Source organism: Cognatilysobacter bugurensis, assembly GCF_014652095.1.
Classification (GTDB): domain Bacteria; phylum Pseudomonadota; class Gammaproteobacteria; order Xanthomonadales; family Xanthomonadaceae; genus Cognatilysobacter; species Cognatilysobacter bugurensis.
Genome location: NZ_BMYD01000004.1, coordinates 258,452 through 272,428, shown reverse-complemented (window position 1 = coordinate 272,428; position 13,977 = coordinate 258,452). Strand labels below are relative to the sequence as shown.

Sequence of the window (13,977 nt, the reverse complement as noted above, 5' to 3'; positions counted from 1 at the left end):
GTCGAACGGACGAACATGGGCTGCGAATGGCCGCAGAGACCTGGCATGCGAAGACGAGCGCTGGCACGTCCATAAGGACAGCGCACAGGTCTGGACCGGCGCGGTATCGAAGCCCTTGAGCCGCTGCGCGGCATCGAAAAGGAGCTCGATCCGGCGCGTTTCGTACGGATGCAGCGCAGCTACATTGCCAACCTGTGCTGCATCGTCCAGATCGAACCTTCTAACAACGGCGACGCCCGCGTGTTGATTCGCGGGTGCATCAAACATGAAACACGTCACTGCACGTGATCTGCACCTCTGAGCGCGCGCTCTAAGCTAGTTTTTCGGCGGTGCACCCGCGGCGCGCATCGCATGGCCGGCCTCCACTTGCGATGGAGGTCATGACGCTGGTCGTTGCCCGGGTACGCCCTCACTGCACGTCGCCGTGAGGTCCCCCACGACTGAGGACACCGACATGAGAACGACGTTGGCTGCAGTATTGCTGAGCTTCGCATCCTTGACCGCACATGCTGCCGAGCCTGTCTCCGTGTCGAGCACTTATGTCGAACTCGATCCGATGAGTTTCGATATCAGCGGGACCAACGCGTGGCAGGCGGTGACGTTCACGAACAATACGGCGTCGCGGATCCCCATCTACGGCCTCGCGTGGAACGGGCCGTTCGACTTCAACTACCGTTGTGGCGCGGACGGCAACAGCCTGGATCCGTACGGCAAATGCACGCTGTGGGTATACATGAAGGAGAACGCGGGCACGCCCGCTGGATATCACGCGGGCGAGGTCGCTTTCCGGGTTGCGACCGGCAACATCGAGGTCGACTTGGCCGGCTTCGTCTATTCGCTGTTTCCGAAAACAGGCACCAAGAATCTGGTGGACTCGTTGACCACATTGGGGCTGCCCGCCGCGTCTGTAGACCGTCTGCGACCGCCCGCGGTGACGGCGAAGAAGTACATCTGGGACGCCTATGCCAGCAACGACAAGAACGCATGCGCCTACGTTCGTACCTTCATCGATCGTGCTGAGCAGGAGGCCGCTGCTAACCGCATCACTGACTGGGAGGCGCTTGTGCTGATCAAGCAGGCTCAAGAAGTCCTGACCCAGGTGCGCTGCTGCAACCGATGAGATCGACGCCGATCGCGCGGATCACGGGCTTTTTGGGAAATACCGGTGCGCTTATGCGACCAAGCAGTGGGGCGACCACGCTCCACTGCTTGGGTTCGCTGCGTTTTCACACTCCGCTCGAGGCATCCCCAAGTGGGGTGCGCCGCTGCTGTTGGCGATAAGCCGCTTGTCGGTACTCACCCACGCCGATGCCGGTCGCCGTGGAGAACATTCGCTGGAAGTGGGACGGCGAGTACGCGGCCAACGCGGCCAGTTGCTTGATGTCGATTGGCTCGTCCAGGTGGGCGTCGATGTGGGCGAGCGCACGCTGCAGGCGCGCGTGCGGGGAGGTCGGCGGCGCATTCGGATCCATTCGCACAAGGTACGCACGCGCCGGCTCCGACGCCTGATCAAACGTGCTCACATCGATGCCTCGCTTCTGCTCGCTGCTGCAGCGGCGCGCGCGCGTGCGGCGGGTGGTCCACAAGCCGCAGTTCTCCGGCGCAGGGCAGCAGCGTCGGCCTCGCGCTTGTGCATCGCGCTCGCGGTGGTCCTCATCAGACCCGGCGCCGGTGCACGCGAACCTCAGTCGTGCCGCCGGGTCAGGGGAACACGTCGGTCGCTCAACCCAGCGGGCGGCGTGCCAGGTCGATCGCCATCGCGGCGGTGCAGAGCGCGCCGCCGACAATACCCATCGCCAGTGCAATGTCTGCCGACGCAGGATCGGTGGCGAGGGCATTGGTCGGTATCAGCCAGGGAAAGTACGGACCGAGCTCCGAGCCCGTCGCCGCAACCGCCACAAACGTGCCCCCGATGCCGAGCGCCAGCGGCGGGACGAAACTTCTCCACCGCAACGCGGCCCAGAGCTGGATCGACACCAGCAACCAGGCACTCGCATAGATGCGTGACAGCACGCCCAGCAGTTCGCTCCACGCGATCGGGCCCGTGAGGGCCCGCCCCGGCGTGACGGCGTCGCTGACATAGCCCAGCAGCGGTGCGAGCAGCGCGAGCAGCGCCGTCATTCCGGCGCACAGCAGCATCACGGCGCACGCCTTCGCGAAAAAGATGTGCCTGCGCGGAATCGGAAGCGCGAGCAGATGGCTCCACAGGCGCGGGCCGTGCTCCATCTGCGCGGCCAGGACAGTCAGCGCGGTGACTGTCATCGGCAGCATGAAGTACGCCCAGGTTGCTGCGTTGCCGAGCAGGTACATGCGCCACGGCGTGTCGCCGCCGCCGTGCCGATTGAAGATTAGCGCCATGAGGACCGCGACCGTCGCCGGCGCGATGATGCACAGCACAAGCGCCAGCGAGCCGCGCAGCTTGGCGAATTCGGCGCGCACGCAGCGCAGCAGGGGGCGGTCAGGCGGGGACGCGAGCATCGCCGTGGTCTCCGGTGGCATCGTGAAAGAGGGATTCGAGCCGCAACGTGCCCGAGCTCAGCCCGTGCACGGGGATGCCGTGTCGCACAAGCAACGCGTTGACGTCGGCCGCGCTCGTCGCGTGTTCGCAACCGGGCAGCACAAGCCGAGCTCCGTCGACGCGCGCCGTGATCCCGGCCTCGCGGAGAAGCGCAGCGGCTTGCTGCGGTTGCGTCGTCTCGATCTCGATCTCGATCGCCGTTCGGTGTTGTTGTCTCAGCTCTTCGACCGGCGCTTGAAGGATGAGTCGGCCTTCGTGCATGAGCCCGACGTGGGTAGCGATCTGGTCGATCTCGCCCAGCGCGTGGCTCGACACGAACACGGTCACGCCCTCGCGCGCGGGCATCTCGCGCAGCAGCCGCCGCATGTCACGCACGCCGCGCGGGTCGAGGCCATTGGTGGGCTCATCGAGGACGAGCAGCCGGGGGCGCGCGAGCAGGGCGCGGGCGACCCCAAGGCGCTGGCGCATCCCCAGCGAGTAATCGCCGACGCGTCGGTCGGCATCCCCGGTGAGATCAACGATGTCGAGCGCGCGATCAACCGCCGATCGCGGCAGGCCGAGCAGGTCGGCAGTGAGCCGAAGATTGCGCCGTCCGCTGAGGTGGCCGTACTGGCCCGGCGTTTCCACCATCGAGCCGATCAGGCAGGCGGCGCGCCGGCGCTCGACGAGCGCGTCGAGGCCATGGATCTCGATGTGGCCGGCGCTCGGGCGCAGCAGGCCCAGCAGCATGCGAATGGTCGTGGTCTTGCCCGCGCCGTTGCGACCGAGGAAACCGTAGACGGCGCCTGCCGGCACGTCGAGGTCGACGTCCTGCACCGCGTGCACGCGATCGAAACTGCGGGTGAGCTTGCGGGTGTGGACCGCCGGTTCCATGTTCGGCCTCGTTGCGCTGTAGTATTTAAGTTATTCCTAAATAAATTTAACCGCAACTTAAATTATGGACGCTGGATCCCGTTCTTCGCCTCAGCAGCACAGCCGCTGGTTGACCCGCGTGGCCGACTTCATGCTCGCCGGCACCGTGGCCGCGCTCGTGCTGCCTACGCTGTTCGTGCTGACTCAGGTTCCACCTGCGCAGGTCCTGCGGGGCGAGCTCATCGTGCATTGGCTCGCGCCGGTGCCTTACCTGGTCGCGGTATTCGCGATCCGGCAGGCATTTGCTGCCTACGCGCGCGGCGGTGTGCTCGGCGAGGTCATGGTCCGCGCCTGTCGAAACGCGGGCGGGGCGCTGGCGATCGGGGCCGGCATCAGCGCGTTCGGGGTGCCGCTGCTCGTGCGCTGGTTCGCGACCCCCGCCCACCCGATGTCGCGCACGGTGATGGTGTTCGACGTGGCCTACGTCGCCATCGGGGTCGTCGGGCTTGCGCTGGTGCTGCTGGGCGGCCTGATCCGGCGCGTGATCGACGTGCAGGAGCGTGTGCACGCGCTCGGACACGAGCTCGAGGAATTCGTCTGATGCCGGTGGTCGTCCGGCTCGACGAGGTGCTCGCCGCGAAGCGGGTAACGGCAAAGGAACTGGGTCGCCGAATCGGCCTCAGCGAGACCCAGCTGTCGCTGTTGCGCACCGGCAAAGTGCGCGGGATGCGCTTTTCGACGCTCGCCGCACTGTGCGCCGTCCTGGAATGCACGCCGGGCGATCTGTTGTCCTATGAGCTCGATCCGGCCGACGCCGACCGCGCCCACGGCGGCCCTGGGGACTAGACCCCCCGTAGCGCAGGGCTGCCGCGCCGTGCGATTGCGGGCCCCCCGGTTCCCGCGCATCGATCCCCACGCTTGCGCTGGCCGGCGTGCTGCCGTCGCGCACGCTCGCCGTCTCCCGCGTCTGCCTTCCTCTAGGCCCCACCGCCTAAAATGACCGCCGCGAACCCGCGCCACCGGATCCACCCATGCTGCGACTGACCGACCTCAAGCTGCCGCTCGACCACCCCGAGGCGGCGCTGCGCGAGGCGATCCTGGCGCGGCTGGGCATCGCCGCCGACGAGCTGGCCGGCTTCACCGTCGCCAAGCGCAGTTACGACGCGCGTCGGCGCGGCGCGATCGTGCTGATCTATTCCGTCGACGTCGACACCCCGCGCGAAGCGGACATCCTCGCGCGCCTGCAGCTCGATCCCGAGTCGACCGAGTTCGCGCGCGACGGCGACACCGGCCGCGGCACGCTGACAAAGGTCGGGCCCACGCCCGACACCTCGTACAAGTTCGTCGCCCGCGCACCGGCCCATCTGCCACTGCGCCCGCTGGTGATTGGCATGGGCCCGTGCGGGCTGTTCGCCGGTCTCGTGCTCGCGCAGATGGGCTTTCGTCCGATCATCCTCGAGCGCGGCAAAGCCGTGCGCGAACGCACAAAGGACACTTGGGGCCTGTGGCGCAAGAAAGTGCTCAATCCCGAGTCGAACGTGCAGTTCGGCGAGGGCGGTGCGGGCACGTTCTCCGACGGCAAGCTCTGGAGCCAGATCAGCGATCCGAAGCATTACGGGCGCAAGGTCATCGACGAGTTCGTCAAGGCCGGTGCGCCCGAGGAGATCAGCTATGTGAGCAAGCCGCACATCGGCACGTTCCGGCTGGTGTCGATGGTCGAAGAAATGCGCGCGACGATCGAGTCGCTCGGCGGCGAGATCCGCTTCAGCCATCGTGTCGATGATCTGCTCATCGACACCGACAGTGTCGGCGCGCGGCAGGTGCGCGGTGTCGTCCTCGACAGCGGTGAGCAGCTGCGCGCCGATCACGTCGTGCTCGCGCTCGGCCACAGCGCGCGCGACACGTTTGCGATGCTGCACGAGCGCGGCGTGTTCCTCGAAGCGAAACCTTTTTCGATCGGCTTCCGCATCGAGCACCCGCAATCGCTGATCGATGCCGCCCGCTTCGGCCCGCAGGCCGGGCACCCGCTGCTCGGCGCGGCCGATTACAAGCTCGTGCACCACTGCCGCAACGGCCGCTCGGTCTACAGCTTCTGCATGTGCCCCGGCGGCACCGTAGTCGCCGCGGCAAGCGAGCCCGGCCGCGTGGTCACCAACGGCATGAGCCAGTACTCGCGCAACGAGCGCAACGCAAATGCGGCGATCGTGTGCGGCATCACGCCGGAGGACTACGCGCCGTACGGTGAGGGCCCGCTCGCCGGCATCGCGCTTCAGCGGCATTGGGAGGCGCGCGCCTTCGAACTGGGCGGCGGCGAGTACGAAGCGCCGGGCCAGCTCGTCGGCGATTTCATCAAAGGCCGCGCATCGAACGAGTTCGGTGCGGTGCTGCCTTCGTACAAACCCGGCGTGCGCCTGGGCGATCTCGCGCCCTCGTTGCCGGACTATGCGATCGCAGCGATCCGCGAAGCGTTGCCCGCATTCGAAAAGCAGATCCGCGGGTTCTCGATGCACGATGCGGTGCTGACCGGCGTGGAAACGCGCACGTCGTCGCCGGTGCGCGTCACGCGCGGCGACGACGGCCACAGCCTCAACACGCGCGGCCTGTTCCCGGCGGGCGAGGGCGCGGGGTATGCCGGAGGCATCCTGTCGGCTGGGGTGGACGGCATTCGCACGGCGGAAGCTGTTGCCCTGGATATCGTGTCTCGCATGTGACGCATCCTGATTTGTCGAGCAACGCGTAGCACGCAGTTTCTGCACTCGAGCAAGCTGGAACCCGTGCAACCCGCACGCAACGTCCGCTCCGATTGCACGCGTTATTCGTGCTTTGTCGATTTCTTGCGCGCTGCATTGGTGACGCAGTGCAGGCAGGCATCAGCCGCGGCCCACGCATGACATGCAAGAGTCGAAGCGGCGCCAAAGTCCTCATCGACGCCGGACCGTCGACGGCCGCCTTGCCGGCAGCGCCGAGGAACTTCGCCGCGTCCGGTAGGTCAACTAAAGACCCTCCGCGTAAGAAAGGAATCACGTGCACACCAAGGACAAGGCAACACGCCGATCCGCGCAACTTCGCGAAGTCCTGTCGCTGCTCGGCCTGGTGGGCCTGATGTTCGTCGCGCGCTCCTCGTTCGCGAACCACTACGTGGTGCCGACGGGTTCGATGGAAGGCACGCTCGTGCCCGGCGACCGGGTGGTTGTCGACATGTCGGCGTACGGGCTCCGAGTGCCCTACACGGAGATTGTCCTGGTCGAGCGCGATACGCCGACGCCCGGGGACGTCGTGCTGCTGCCGTCGCCTGCCGATGGCACGCGCCTGATCAAGCGCGTCGTTGGCGCGGCCGGCGACCACGTCGCGATTCGCGACGGACACCTCATCCTCAATGGCAAGCCGGCTGCGCTGGACGCCGCGGGTCGTGTCGAGCGGATCGGCCGCCAGCAGGTGCCGGTCAAGTTGGTGTCGGGAGGCGGACCGGACGTTGAACTCGTCGTGCCACCTGGCCACGTCTATGTCGTGGGCGACCATCGCGGGAGCAGTTTCGACAGTCGGATGTTCGGCCTGGTGCCGCAGACATCGGTGTATGCCCGCGCGCAAGGGGTGTTCTGGCGGTCCGGAGAAGGCCCGGTCTGGAAGGACCTGCATTGAGCTGATGGCGACGCCGCTCGACGGTCCGTCTCGTGCGCCCCGTTGCAGACGAAGAAAGCCGGCGGACCCCGATGAGTCGAGCCTGCTTCTGGAGAACAGCGCAGGCCGCTGCCTGGGCGGTCCCGCGCAAATTGTCGGACGCATACGCCGGCCCGTTCCGGCGCGCGCCCGAGTGCGGGAACGCGCCCATTGGGGGGGGCGTTCTCGATCAAGGGATTGCTTGATGCTCCCGCGCCCGCCACTCGAGCCGACGTTGCCGCGTTGAAGCATCTGCTCAACGCTGGGCGAGCGTCGTCCGACTGCGCGACAGCGTCGCGACCGCGCGACGCGTTACGCGCCGATCGCGTTTGAAGAGGGTGCAGCGCTAGTCGAGTTTATCCAGCAGCGTATCGAACGAACGGATGTCCGCTGGCTTCGTCAGGTGGTGATCGAAGCCGGCCTGTTCCGACTTCGCGCGACCGGCCGGCATTCGCCGGCCGGTCGCTGCGACAAGCACCGGGTGCTTGAGTTCGGGTGCCCGCGCCCTTAATGGACTGTCGGGCGCGACGGGCCCGCTTCGCTTGCCTCCAGGAAGAACCGGACCATTTCTGCCGACGCGTCCGGCCCCTTCGGGTCGGTGTACGCGCCGTCGGGATGGCCGCCGCTCCAGGCATGCCCGGAGCCGTGCACGGTCCAGCGTTCGATGCGGGCGCGTCCGGCTGCGTCGGTGAAGATCTCTCGGTTGTAGCTGTGTCCATCGAGGACGCGCCCCTGTTCGGACACGCCGTCGAGCTTGCCACCGGCCGACTGCCGGACCAGCGCGTCGGCGTTCACCGGGTTCACCACGTGATCGTGGTCGCCCTGGAACACGATCATCGGCACCGGCAGTGCGGGCACCGGCTGTTCCGGGCCGGACTTGTGGAAGCCGCGGCCCGTCAGCGTGGCGAGTGCGGACGGCGCGCTGTGTGCGCTCAGGTACGGCGTGCCCGAATGGACTCCGATCGCTCGGAACAGGGTGGGGCAGGTGTGGCCCAGGATTGCCGCCATGCTCGCGCCAGCGGACAGGCCCGCCACGAAGATCCGGTCGGGGTCGACCCGATGCGTGGACATGATCTCCCGCGTGATGCCGGCCAGGATCGACGGCTCGCCTTCATTCGCGGTCTGATGATCCGGGCGGTACCAGTTCCAGCATTTCGCGCGGTTTTCGCCCACCGTCTGCCGCGGATAGGCGACCAGGAAGCCGAGACGGTCCGCAAGCACGTTCATGCGAGTGCCGAGCGCGAAGTTCTCCGGCGTGTGCGCGCAGCCGTGCAGCATGACGATCAATGGCATCGCGCGACCGGCCTCGGCGTACCCGACGGGGCGATAGAGCCGGTACTCGCGCTCACCGCGTGCGTTTCGATACGTGGCGTGCAGGAATTCGCCCAGTCCGCCCGCAGTGTCTTCGCGATCGCCGGCGGCGTACGACGCCTCGTCGAGCTCGACATCGGCAGCTGCGCCGCAGTGCAGGCTGAGCTGGCCCTCGTCGTCGTCGATCATGTGCGACGACGCACGCGCGGTGTCGTCGCCCAGCGGTGCGCCTTGACTTGCGTTGGGTGACGTCACGCGTGACGGGGCAGCGCTGTCGTCCAGCGCGATATTCGGCTTGGCAGGGGATGTCATGGGCGCTCCGGGTCATTTTCGTTGCAGTGCAGCATACGGATCGCCGATTAATTGCCGTGACAGTTCGCGTGAGATGCGGGTTAAGTCATCTCGAGCGCGCAATAGCGCGTGTGTTTGGGTTTGCGCCGCATGAGTCGCAGGGCCGCCTCCAGGGGCGTTACTTGGGCGAGCTTGCTGCGTGCGTGATACGCAAGTCGTGTGGATGCAAGTTCATGGCTGCTGCAGCAGCCTCGCCTTCTCGCGGACCGTCCTGCGGCTGCTGGGAGTCGCGCATCGGATTGTGCGGTGGCGGTGCGCCATCAAGGGCTGCCTGTTGGATCGATCCGCGGCGCGACGCAATCCCTCTTGCCGCGCCACGATTCGCCCCCGCGTAAACGCGTTGCAGCGGCATGCAAGCCGATAAGAAAGGAATGCTCAAGGCCCTGCAATTCGCTGATCGGCGCACGCGTGGTGACCGCACAAGACGGAACCAACGACGGCTGCACGCATTGCGTCACCGCGGCATCGACAGGCTGCTTGAGGCACGCAACGTACAATCGCCGGTTCCGCCCCTTGCGGGTGCGCCGCGTCGTGCACCGGCACCGTTCACGGAGAACCCCATGTCCCAGCGATACCCGCCCGTTACGATCATCGGCGCCCCCACCGACATTGGCGCCGGCCACCGCGGCGCGCGCCTTGGACCGGATGCGCTGCGCATTGCCGGCCTGCACGAGGCGCTCGTCGGCCGCAGTGTCGACGTGATCGATCGCGGCAACCTCGTTGGCCCGCAAAATCCGTGGCTCGACGCCGTTGACGGCTATCGGCATCTGGCCGAGGTGGCCGAGTGGAACCGCATCGTCATGGAGGCCGTGTACGCGGAGCTGAGCATCGGCCGCATGCCGGTGATGCTCGGCGGCGACCACTGCCTGGGCCTCGGCTCGATCACCGGCGTCGCGCGCCACTGCCGCGAGACGGGCAAGAAGCTGCGCGTGCTGTGGCTCGATGCGCATGCGGACTTCAATACCAGCCAGGTCACGCCGTCGGGCAACATCCACGGCATGCCCGTGGCGTGCCTGTGCGGGCTGGGCCCTCAGCCGCTCACGCACCTCGGCGGCGATGCGCCGGCGATCACGCCCGACGTCGTGAAGCAGATCGGCATTCGATCGGTGGATCCGGGTGAAAAGCAGCTCATCAAGGAGTACGGGCTCGACGTCTACGACATGCGCTACATCGACGAGGTCGGCATGCGGCGCGTCATGGAAGAGGCGCTCGAGGGGCTGGACGAGAACACGCACCTGCACGTGAGCTTCGACGTCGACTTCCTCGACCCGCTGATCGCGCCCGGCGTGGGCACGACGGTGCCCGGCGGGCCGAACTACCGTGAAGCGTCGCTGGTGATGGAGATGATCGCCGACACCGGGCGCATGGCCTCGCTCGACATCGTCGAACTCAACCCCGTGCTCGACACGAAGAACGCAACGGGCCTGCTCGCCGTCGACCTGGTTGAAAGCCTGTTCGGCAAGTCGACGCTGATGCGTGACTGAGCGAACGAGCGAATGAGCACTTCAGCGACTGCCGCGCTGGCGCCGGATCAGGGTGCGGCAGTGCGTGTGCGGCGTGGAAGCGGCCCCGGACGCGGCTGAACACGCGCAAATGCACTTGTGCGGGTCGTGGTCAGGTTGCACATCGGCTTCACGGTTGCTCGCGTCTCATGACAGTGCAGGCGCAGTGCAAGCGTGTCCTGGCGAATCTGTCCCGGGGCCCAGCCCCAACCCCGTGCGAATCGAAGGAGATTGCAATGAAGCGAGTGATCGGAATGATGTTCGTGGCCCTGTTGTCGATGGGCACCCTCACTGCGTGCAACACGATGGCCGGCCTCGGTGAGGACGTCCAGCAGGCAGGCGACGCGCTGCAGGACGAGGCGATCGCCTGCAAGGAAGGTGAGCGCCTTGTCGGCGAGGAGTGCATCGCCGACCAGATCGACTGAGCGCCTGCAGAACCCGATGCGGTCGCGATCGATGCGGCCGTGTACAAGGCAGCGCTCCAGCGAGAGCTGGAATGAAGAGGGGCCGGCACATCGCCGGCCCCTCTTGCGTTGCTGCGGTGGTTACCAGCGCCGCGGCGGATCGGGTACGAAGCCGCCGGGGAACGCCTGCGGCCCGTAGCGACGGCGGTCGTAGTGGCGGTCGTATCGATGCTCGTCGTAATGCTGCGGCACGATGCCGCGTGCAAGAAGCGCCCGCTCGTCTTCGTAGCGAAGCTGCGTGACCTGCACCGGATGCCGGCTCGCACGCACGAAGCCGGTGCGGCGCACCGGTGCGTACTCGCGGTAGCCGTGGCCGGTGCCAATCGACTGCGCCCGCGAGCCGGCCATTTCCGGCGCGTCGGCGGGCGCCGGCGCCTGTGCCGGCTGGCCCTCGGCCTGCGCTTCGGGCGCCTGCGCTTCAGACGCCTGCGACTGCGCGATCGGCCGCTCCCGGTAGCCGCCGACACGCGGTGGCGCGTAGTAGCGACGCGCTTCCTCGAACACCGCCACGCCGATCACGCCCACATCGTACGGACGCCCCGTGCGCGCGGCATAGCTGTCGCGCGGGTCGCTGAAATAGAACTGCGCGACGTCGCGCATCGACTTGCGCCAGCCGGCGACTTCGGTGCTCTGCCACGGTTCGAGCACGTAACCGCCCTGGTCGACCGCCGCGCTGTCGCCGGACATGGCGTTGACGCCGTCGACGCTGAGCACGACGAGCACGCGCTCGGGGCTGTGGTTGGTCAGGCGGACGGCATAACGGTGGCCCGGCGTACCCGGCACCCAGCGCTGGCCGCGGTGCAGGTACTGCGGCAGCACGTAGCCTCGGTCACGGTCGACGAGGTCGACCTCGACGGGGCCGCTGTCGTAGTGGCCGCGCGCGAATGCGGCGGCGGAGGTCAGCAGCAAAGCGGCGGCAGTAATTGCGGCGAACGCGGTGCGGCGCGGTGTCATCGGGAAAGCTCCGTGGTGGGCGTCTTCATCAACGCACGACAAGCCTGAACAGGGCTGCGATCCAGCCCGAATCCGCGCGCTACACTCGCGGCCCGTTTGTCCGCCGTACAGCCATGCCCCGCACCCGCGTCCTTACCGGCATCACCACCTCCGGCACCCCGCACCTGGGCAACTACGCCGGTGCGATCCGCCCCGCGATCACATCGAGCCGCGATGCGTCGACCGAGAGTTTCTATTTCCTCGCCGACCTGCATGCGCTGATCAAGGTCACCGACCCGGCGCGCGTGCAGCGCTCGACGCTCGAGATCGCCGCGACGTGGCTGGCCTGCGGGCTCGAGCCCGACAAGGTCTGGTTCTACCGGCAGAGCGACATCCCCGAGATTCCCGAGCTCACCTGGATGCTCACCTGCGTGGCCGGCAAGGGCATCCTCAACCGCGCGCATGCGTACAAGGCCGCGGTCGATCGCAACACTGCCGAGGGCGAGGATGCGGATGCCGGCGTCACCGCAGGCCTCTTCATGTACCCCGTGCTCATGGCCGCCGACATTCTTGCGTTCAACGCGCAGAAAGTGCCGGTCGGGCGCGATCAGGTGCAGCACATCGAGATGGCGCGCGATTTCGGTCAGCGCTTCAACCACCTCTACGGCGAGCACTTCACGCTGCCTGAGGCGGTGATCGAAGCACAGGTGGCCACGCTGCCGGGCCTCGACGGCCGCAAGATGAGCAAGAGCTACGACAACACGATCCCGCTGTTCGCGCCGACCGCGCAGCTGCGCAAGCTCATCATGTCGATCGTAACTGACTCGACCGAGCCGGGCGCGCGCAAGAACGCCGACGCATCGAACGTGTTCTCGCTGTACCAGGCGTTCGCGAGTGCCGACGAAACCGCTGCGATGCGCCGCGCGTTCGACGACGGCATCGCATGGGGCGATGCGAAGCAGGCGCTGTTCGAACGCGTCGAGACTGAAGTCGCGCCGATGCGCGAGCGGTACGACGCGCTCATTGCGAAGCCGGCGGAGATCGAAGCGATCCTGCGCGACGGCGCGCAGCGCGTGCGCAGCACCTACGTGACCCCGTTCGTGACCCAGTTGCGCGAAGCCGTGGGCCTGCGCGATCTGTCGAAGGTCGTCGTGTCGACCGGTGCGGACGAAAAACCGCGCACGACATTGCCGGTGTTCAAGCAATACCGCGAGGCCGACGGGCGCTTCTATTTCAAGCTCGTCGATGGCGAGCGCCTGTTGCTGCAGAGCGCGGGCTTCGATGCGCCGAAGGACGCGGGGCAGCGCGTGGCCGCGCTCAAACGCGAAGGCCGCCTGGGCGACGACGCGCAGGTCGGGCTTGGCGAAAGCGTGACGCGCGAGGAGGTCGACGCCGCGCTCGCCGCGCTGCGCGACGCCGAATCCGCATGAGTCCGCTCGTCGAGCTCAACCTCACGCTGATCCTGTTCCTGCCGTGGTTCCTGATCCTGACCGCGCTGTACTGGTGGGTGCCGCGTCAGCCGCGCCCGCGTGCACGCATCGTGTTCGACCTGCTCGCGATCGCGGTGGCCGCTGTCGCGTTCATCGCGAGCGTGCATTGGGCCAATGCCGAGGCCGACCCGACCTACGGGCGCATGTGGCGCCAGGTGCTCGCGACCGCCGTCGGCTACGGCGTGTTCCTCGGCACGTTGGTGGCGGCGTTTTTCATTCGGCGGCGCTGGTTGCTGCGCAGCGGTCCTGGACGATGAGGGGCTAAACGCAGCGGGGCGTGCAGTGCTAATGCACTGCAGCGCGCCTCTTGTCGCGCCGGGCCGCTGGCCCCAGTCGCTCGCGCGCTGAGCTCCGCGTCGAGCACCCGCACTGCGCAGCTAACGCACACCAGTCGCTGCAGCGCCGGCCGATTCGAGGTCTTAGCCGCTGCAATGATCGACCAGCCCGGCGGCGATCTGCCAACATTGCGCGCGTCGCGGGCGGCGTCCTCACGCATCGGCGCGATGCAAAAGCGCTGACCGGTCGGCGCTTCCATGACCCACTACCGCCGCGACCGCGTGACGCGCGTGGCGCGCAGCGCCTCGAGTCGCGTCGCGTCGATGTCGTCCGACTCGATGTCCACATGCACCCGCGACTCGTGTTCGACCTTGTGGCCATCGAGGTGCAGCCCGCCGGGCGTGTCGCCAAACTCCGCATAACGGCCAGTGGCGCCCGAGTCGGCGTCGACGATCGGCACGCCGAGCGTCTCGCTCTAGAATCGCGCCGCCGCGCCGAGGTCGTCGGCGCGGCAATCGATGATGGAATCGGCCAGGCGGCTGCGGCGCGTGATCATCGGGCGGCGAGCAGAGACTTGATTGTTGCTCGGGTCAATGCGATGCGATGCGTCCCGAGCACCAGCC

General features: G+C 67.3%; 16 protein-coding genes. 10 read left to right on the top strand and 6 right to left on the bottom strand.

Features of this window, described 5'->3' with window-relative positions:
• Positions 1 to 90: 90 nt before the first annotated feature.
• Both IE075_RS15715 and IE075_RS12675 read left to right on the top strand, forming a co-directional pair.
• A complete protein-coding gene (locus IE075_RS15715; protein ID WP_189457279.1) occupies positions 91 to 288 on the top strand; it encodes a LytTR family transcriptional regulator DNA-binding domain-containing protein in 198 nt (65 codons plus the stop codon).
• A gap of 166 nt (positions 289 to 454) precedes the next feature.
• Positions 455 to 1,120, top strand: a complete 666-nt coding sequence (locus IE075_RS12675; protein ID WP_189457130.1) for a hypothetical protein — start codon at positions 455 to 457, stop codon at positions 1,118 to 1,120.
• Between the two features lie 106 nt (positions 1,121 to 1,226).
• On the opposite strand, the gene IE075_RS12670 is transcribed toward IE075_RS12675, so the two are convergent.
• The 3 genes from IE075_RS12670 to IE075_RS12660 form a co-directional block, all read right to left on the bottom strand.
• On the bottom strand, positions 1,227 to 1,586 hold the full coding sequence (locus IE075_RS12670; protein WP_189457128.1) for an AraC family transcriptional regulator: 360 nt from the start codon (positions 1,584 to 1,586) through the stop codon (positions 1,227 to 1,229).
• Between the two features lie 136 nt (positions 1,587 to 1,722).
• Positions 1,723 to 2,478, bottom strand: coding sequence for an ABC transporter permease (locus tag IE075_RS12665; protein WP_189457126.1), 756 nt, complete (start codon positions 2,476 to 2,478; stop codon positions 1,723 to 1,725).
• The gene (locus tag IE075_RS12660) at positions 2,459 to 3,391 is read right to left on the bottom strand and encodes an ABC transporter ATP-binding protein (RefSeq protein WP_189457123.1); all 933 of its coding nucleotides are present in this window, start codon (positions 3,389 to 3,391) and stop codon (positions 2,459 to 2,461) included. The genes IE075_RS12665 and IE075_RS12660 overlap by 20 nt, the downstream gene beginning before the upstream one ends.
• 64 nt (positions 3,392 to 3,455) lie before the next feature.
• On the opposite strand from IE075_RS12660, the gene IE075_RS12655 reads away from it, so the two are divergent.
• The 4 genes from IE075_RS12655 (at position 3,456) to lepB (ending at position 7,009) form a co-directional block, all read left to right on the top strand.
• Positions 3,456 to 3,971 (top strand): hypothetical protein, encoded by a 516-nt coding sequence (locus IE075_RS12655; protein ID WP_189457121.1) that lies wholly within the window; start codon positions 3,456 to 3,458, stop codon positions 3,969 to 3,971.
• Positions 3,971 to 4,216, top strand: coding sequence for a helix-turn-helix domain-containing protein (locus IE075_RS12650; protein ID WP_189457119.1), 246 nt, complete (start codon positions 3,971 to 3,973; stop codon positions 4,214 to 4,216). The genes IE075_RS12655 and IE075_RS12650 overlap by 1 nt, the downstream gene beginning before the upstream one ends.
• Before the next feature lie 185 nt (positions 4,217 to 4,401).
• A complete protein-coding gene (locus IE075_RS12645) occupies positions 4,402 to 6,081 on the top strand; it encodes an NAD(P)/FAD-dependent oxidoreductase (RefSeq protein ID WP_189457117.1) in 1,680 nt (559 codons plus the stop codon).
• Between the two features lie 313 nt (positions 6,082 to 6,394).
• Entirely contained in the window at positions 6,395 to 7,009 is a 615-nt protein-coding gene (lepB, locus tag IE075_RS12640) for a signal peptidase I (protein ID WP_229792507.1), read from the top strand.
• Between the two features lie 525 nt (positions 7,010 to 7,534).
• Here lepB and IE075_RS12635 read toward each other — a convergent pair.
• Positions 7,535 to 8,650, bottom strand: coding sequence for an extracellular catalytic domain type 1 short-chain-length polyhydroxyalkanoate depolymerase (locus tag IE075_RS12635; protein ID WP_189457115.1), 1,116 nt, complete (start codon positions 8,648 to 8,650; stop codon positions 7,535 to 7,537).
• A 599-nt stretch (positions 8,651 to 9,249) separates the two neighbouring features.
• On the opposite strand from IE075_RS12635, the gene rocF reads away from it, so the two are divergent.
• Positions 9,250 to 10,173 carry an arginase gene (rocF, locus tag IE075_RS12630; RefSeq protein ID WP_189457113.1) on the top strand — a complete coding sequence of 308 codons (924 nt, stop codon included), beginning with the start codon at positions 9,250 to 9,252 and terminating at the stop codon, positions 10,171 to 10,173.
• A 254-nt stretch (positions 10,174 to 10,427) separates the two neighbouring features.
• Complete coding sequence (locus IE075_RS12625; RefSeq protein ID WP_189457111.1) at positions 10,428 to 10,616, top strand: entericidin A/B family lipoprotein; 189 nt, start codon at positions 10,428 to 10,430, stop codon at positions 10,614 to 10,616.
• Positions 10,617 to 10,736: 120 nt separating this feature from the next.
• Here IE075_RS12625 and IE075_RS12620 read toward each other — a convergent pair whose 3' ends face one another.
• The gene (locus tag IE075_RS12620; RefSeq protein WP_189457109.1) at positions 10,737 to 11,609 is read right to left on the bottom strand and encodes a hypothetical protein; all 873 of its coding nucleotides are present in this window, start codon (positions 11,607 to 11,609) and stop codon (positions 10,737 to 10,739) included.
• A gap of 113 nt (positions 11,610 to 11,722) precedes the next feature.
• Between IE075_RS12620 and IE075_RS12615 the strand changes: the two genes are divergently transcribed.
• Complete coding sequence (locus IE075_RS12615; RefSeq protein WP_189457107.1) at positions 11,723 to 13,018, top strand: tryptophan--tRNA ligase; 1,296 nt, start codon at positions 11,723 to 11,725, stop codon at positions 13,016 to 13,018.
• Positions 13,015 to 13,335, top strand: a complete 321-nt coding sequence (locus IE075_RS12610) for a hypothetical protein (protein WP_189457105.1) — start codon at positions 13,015 to 13,017, stop codon at positions 13,333 to 13,335. The genes IE075_RS12615 and IE075_RS12610 overlap by 4 nt, the downstream gene beginning before the upstream one ends.
• A 284-nt stretch (positions 13,336 to 13,619) precedes the next feature.
• Here IE075_RS12610 and IE075_RS12605 read toward each other — a convergent pair whose 3' ends face one another.
• Positions 13,620 to 13,814: a hypothetical protein gene (locus IE075_RS12605; protein WP_189457103.1), complete on the bottom strand. Its 195-nt coding sequence runs from the start codon at positions 13,812 to 13,814 to the stop codon at positions 13,620 to 13,622.
• Between the last annotated feature and the right edge of the window lie 163 nt (positions 13,815 to 13,977).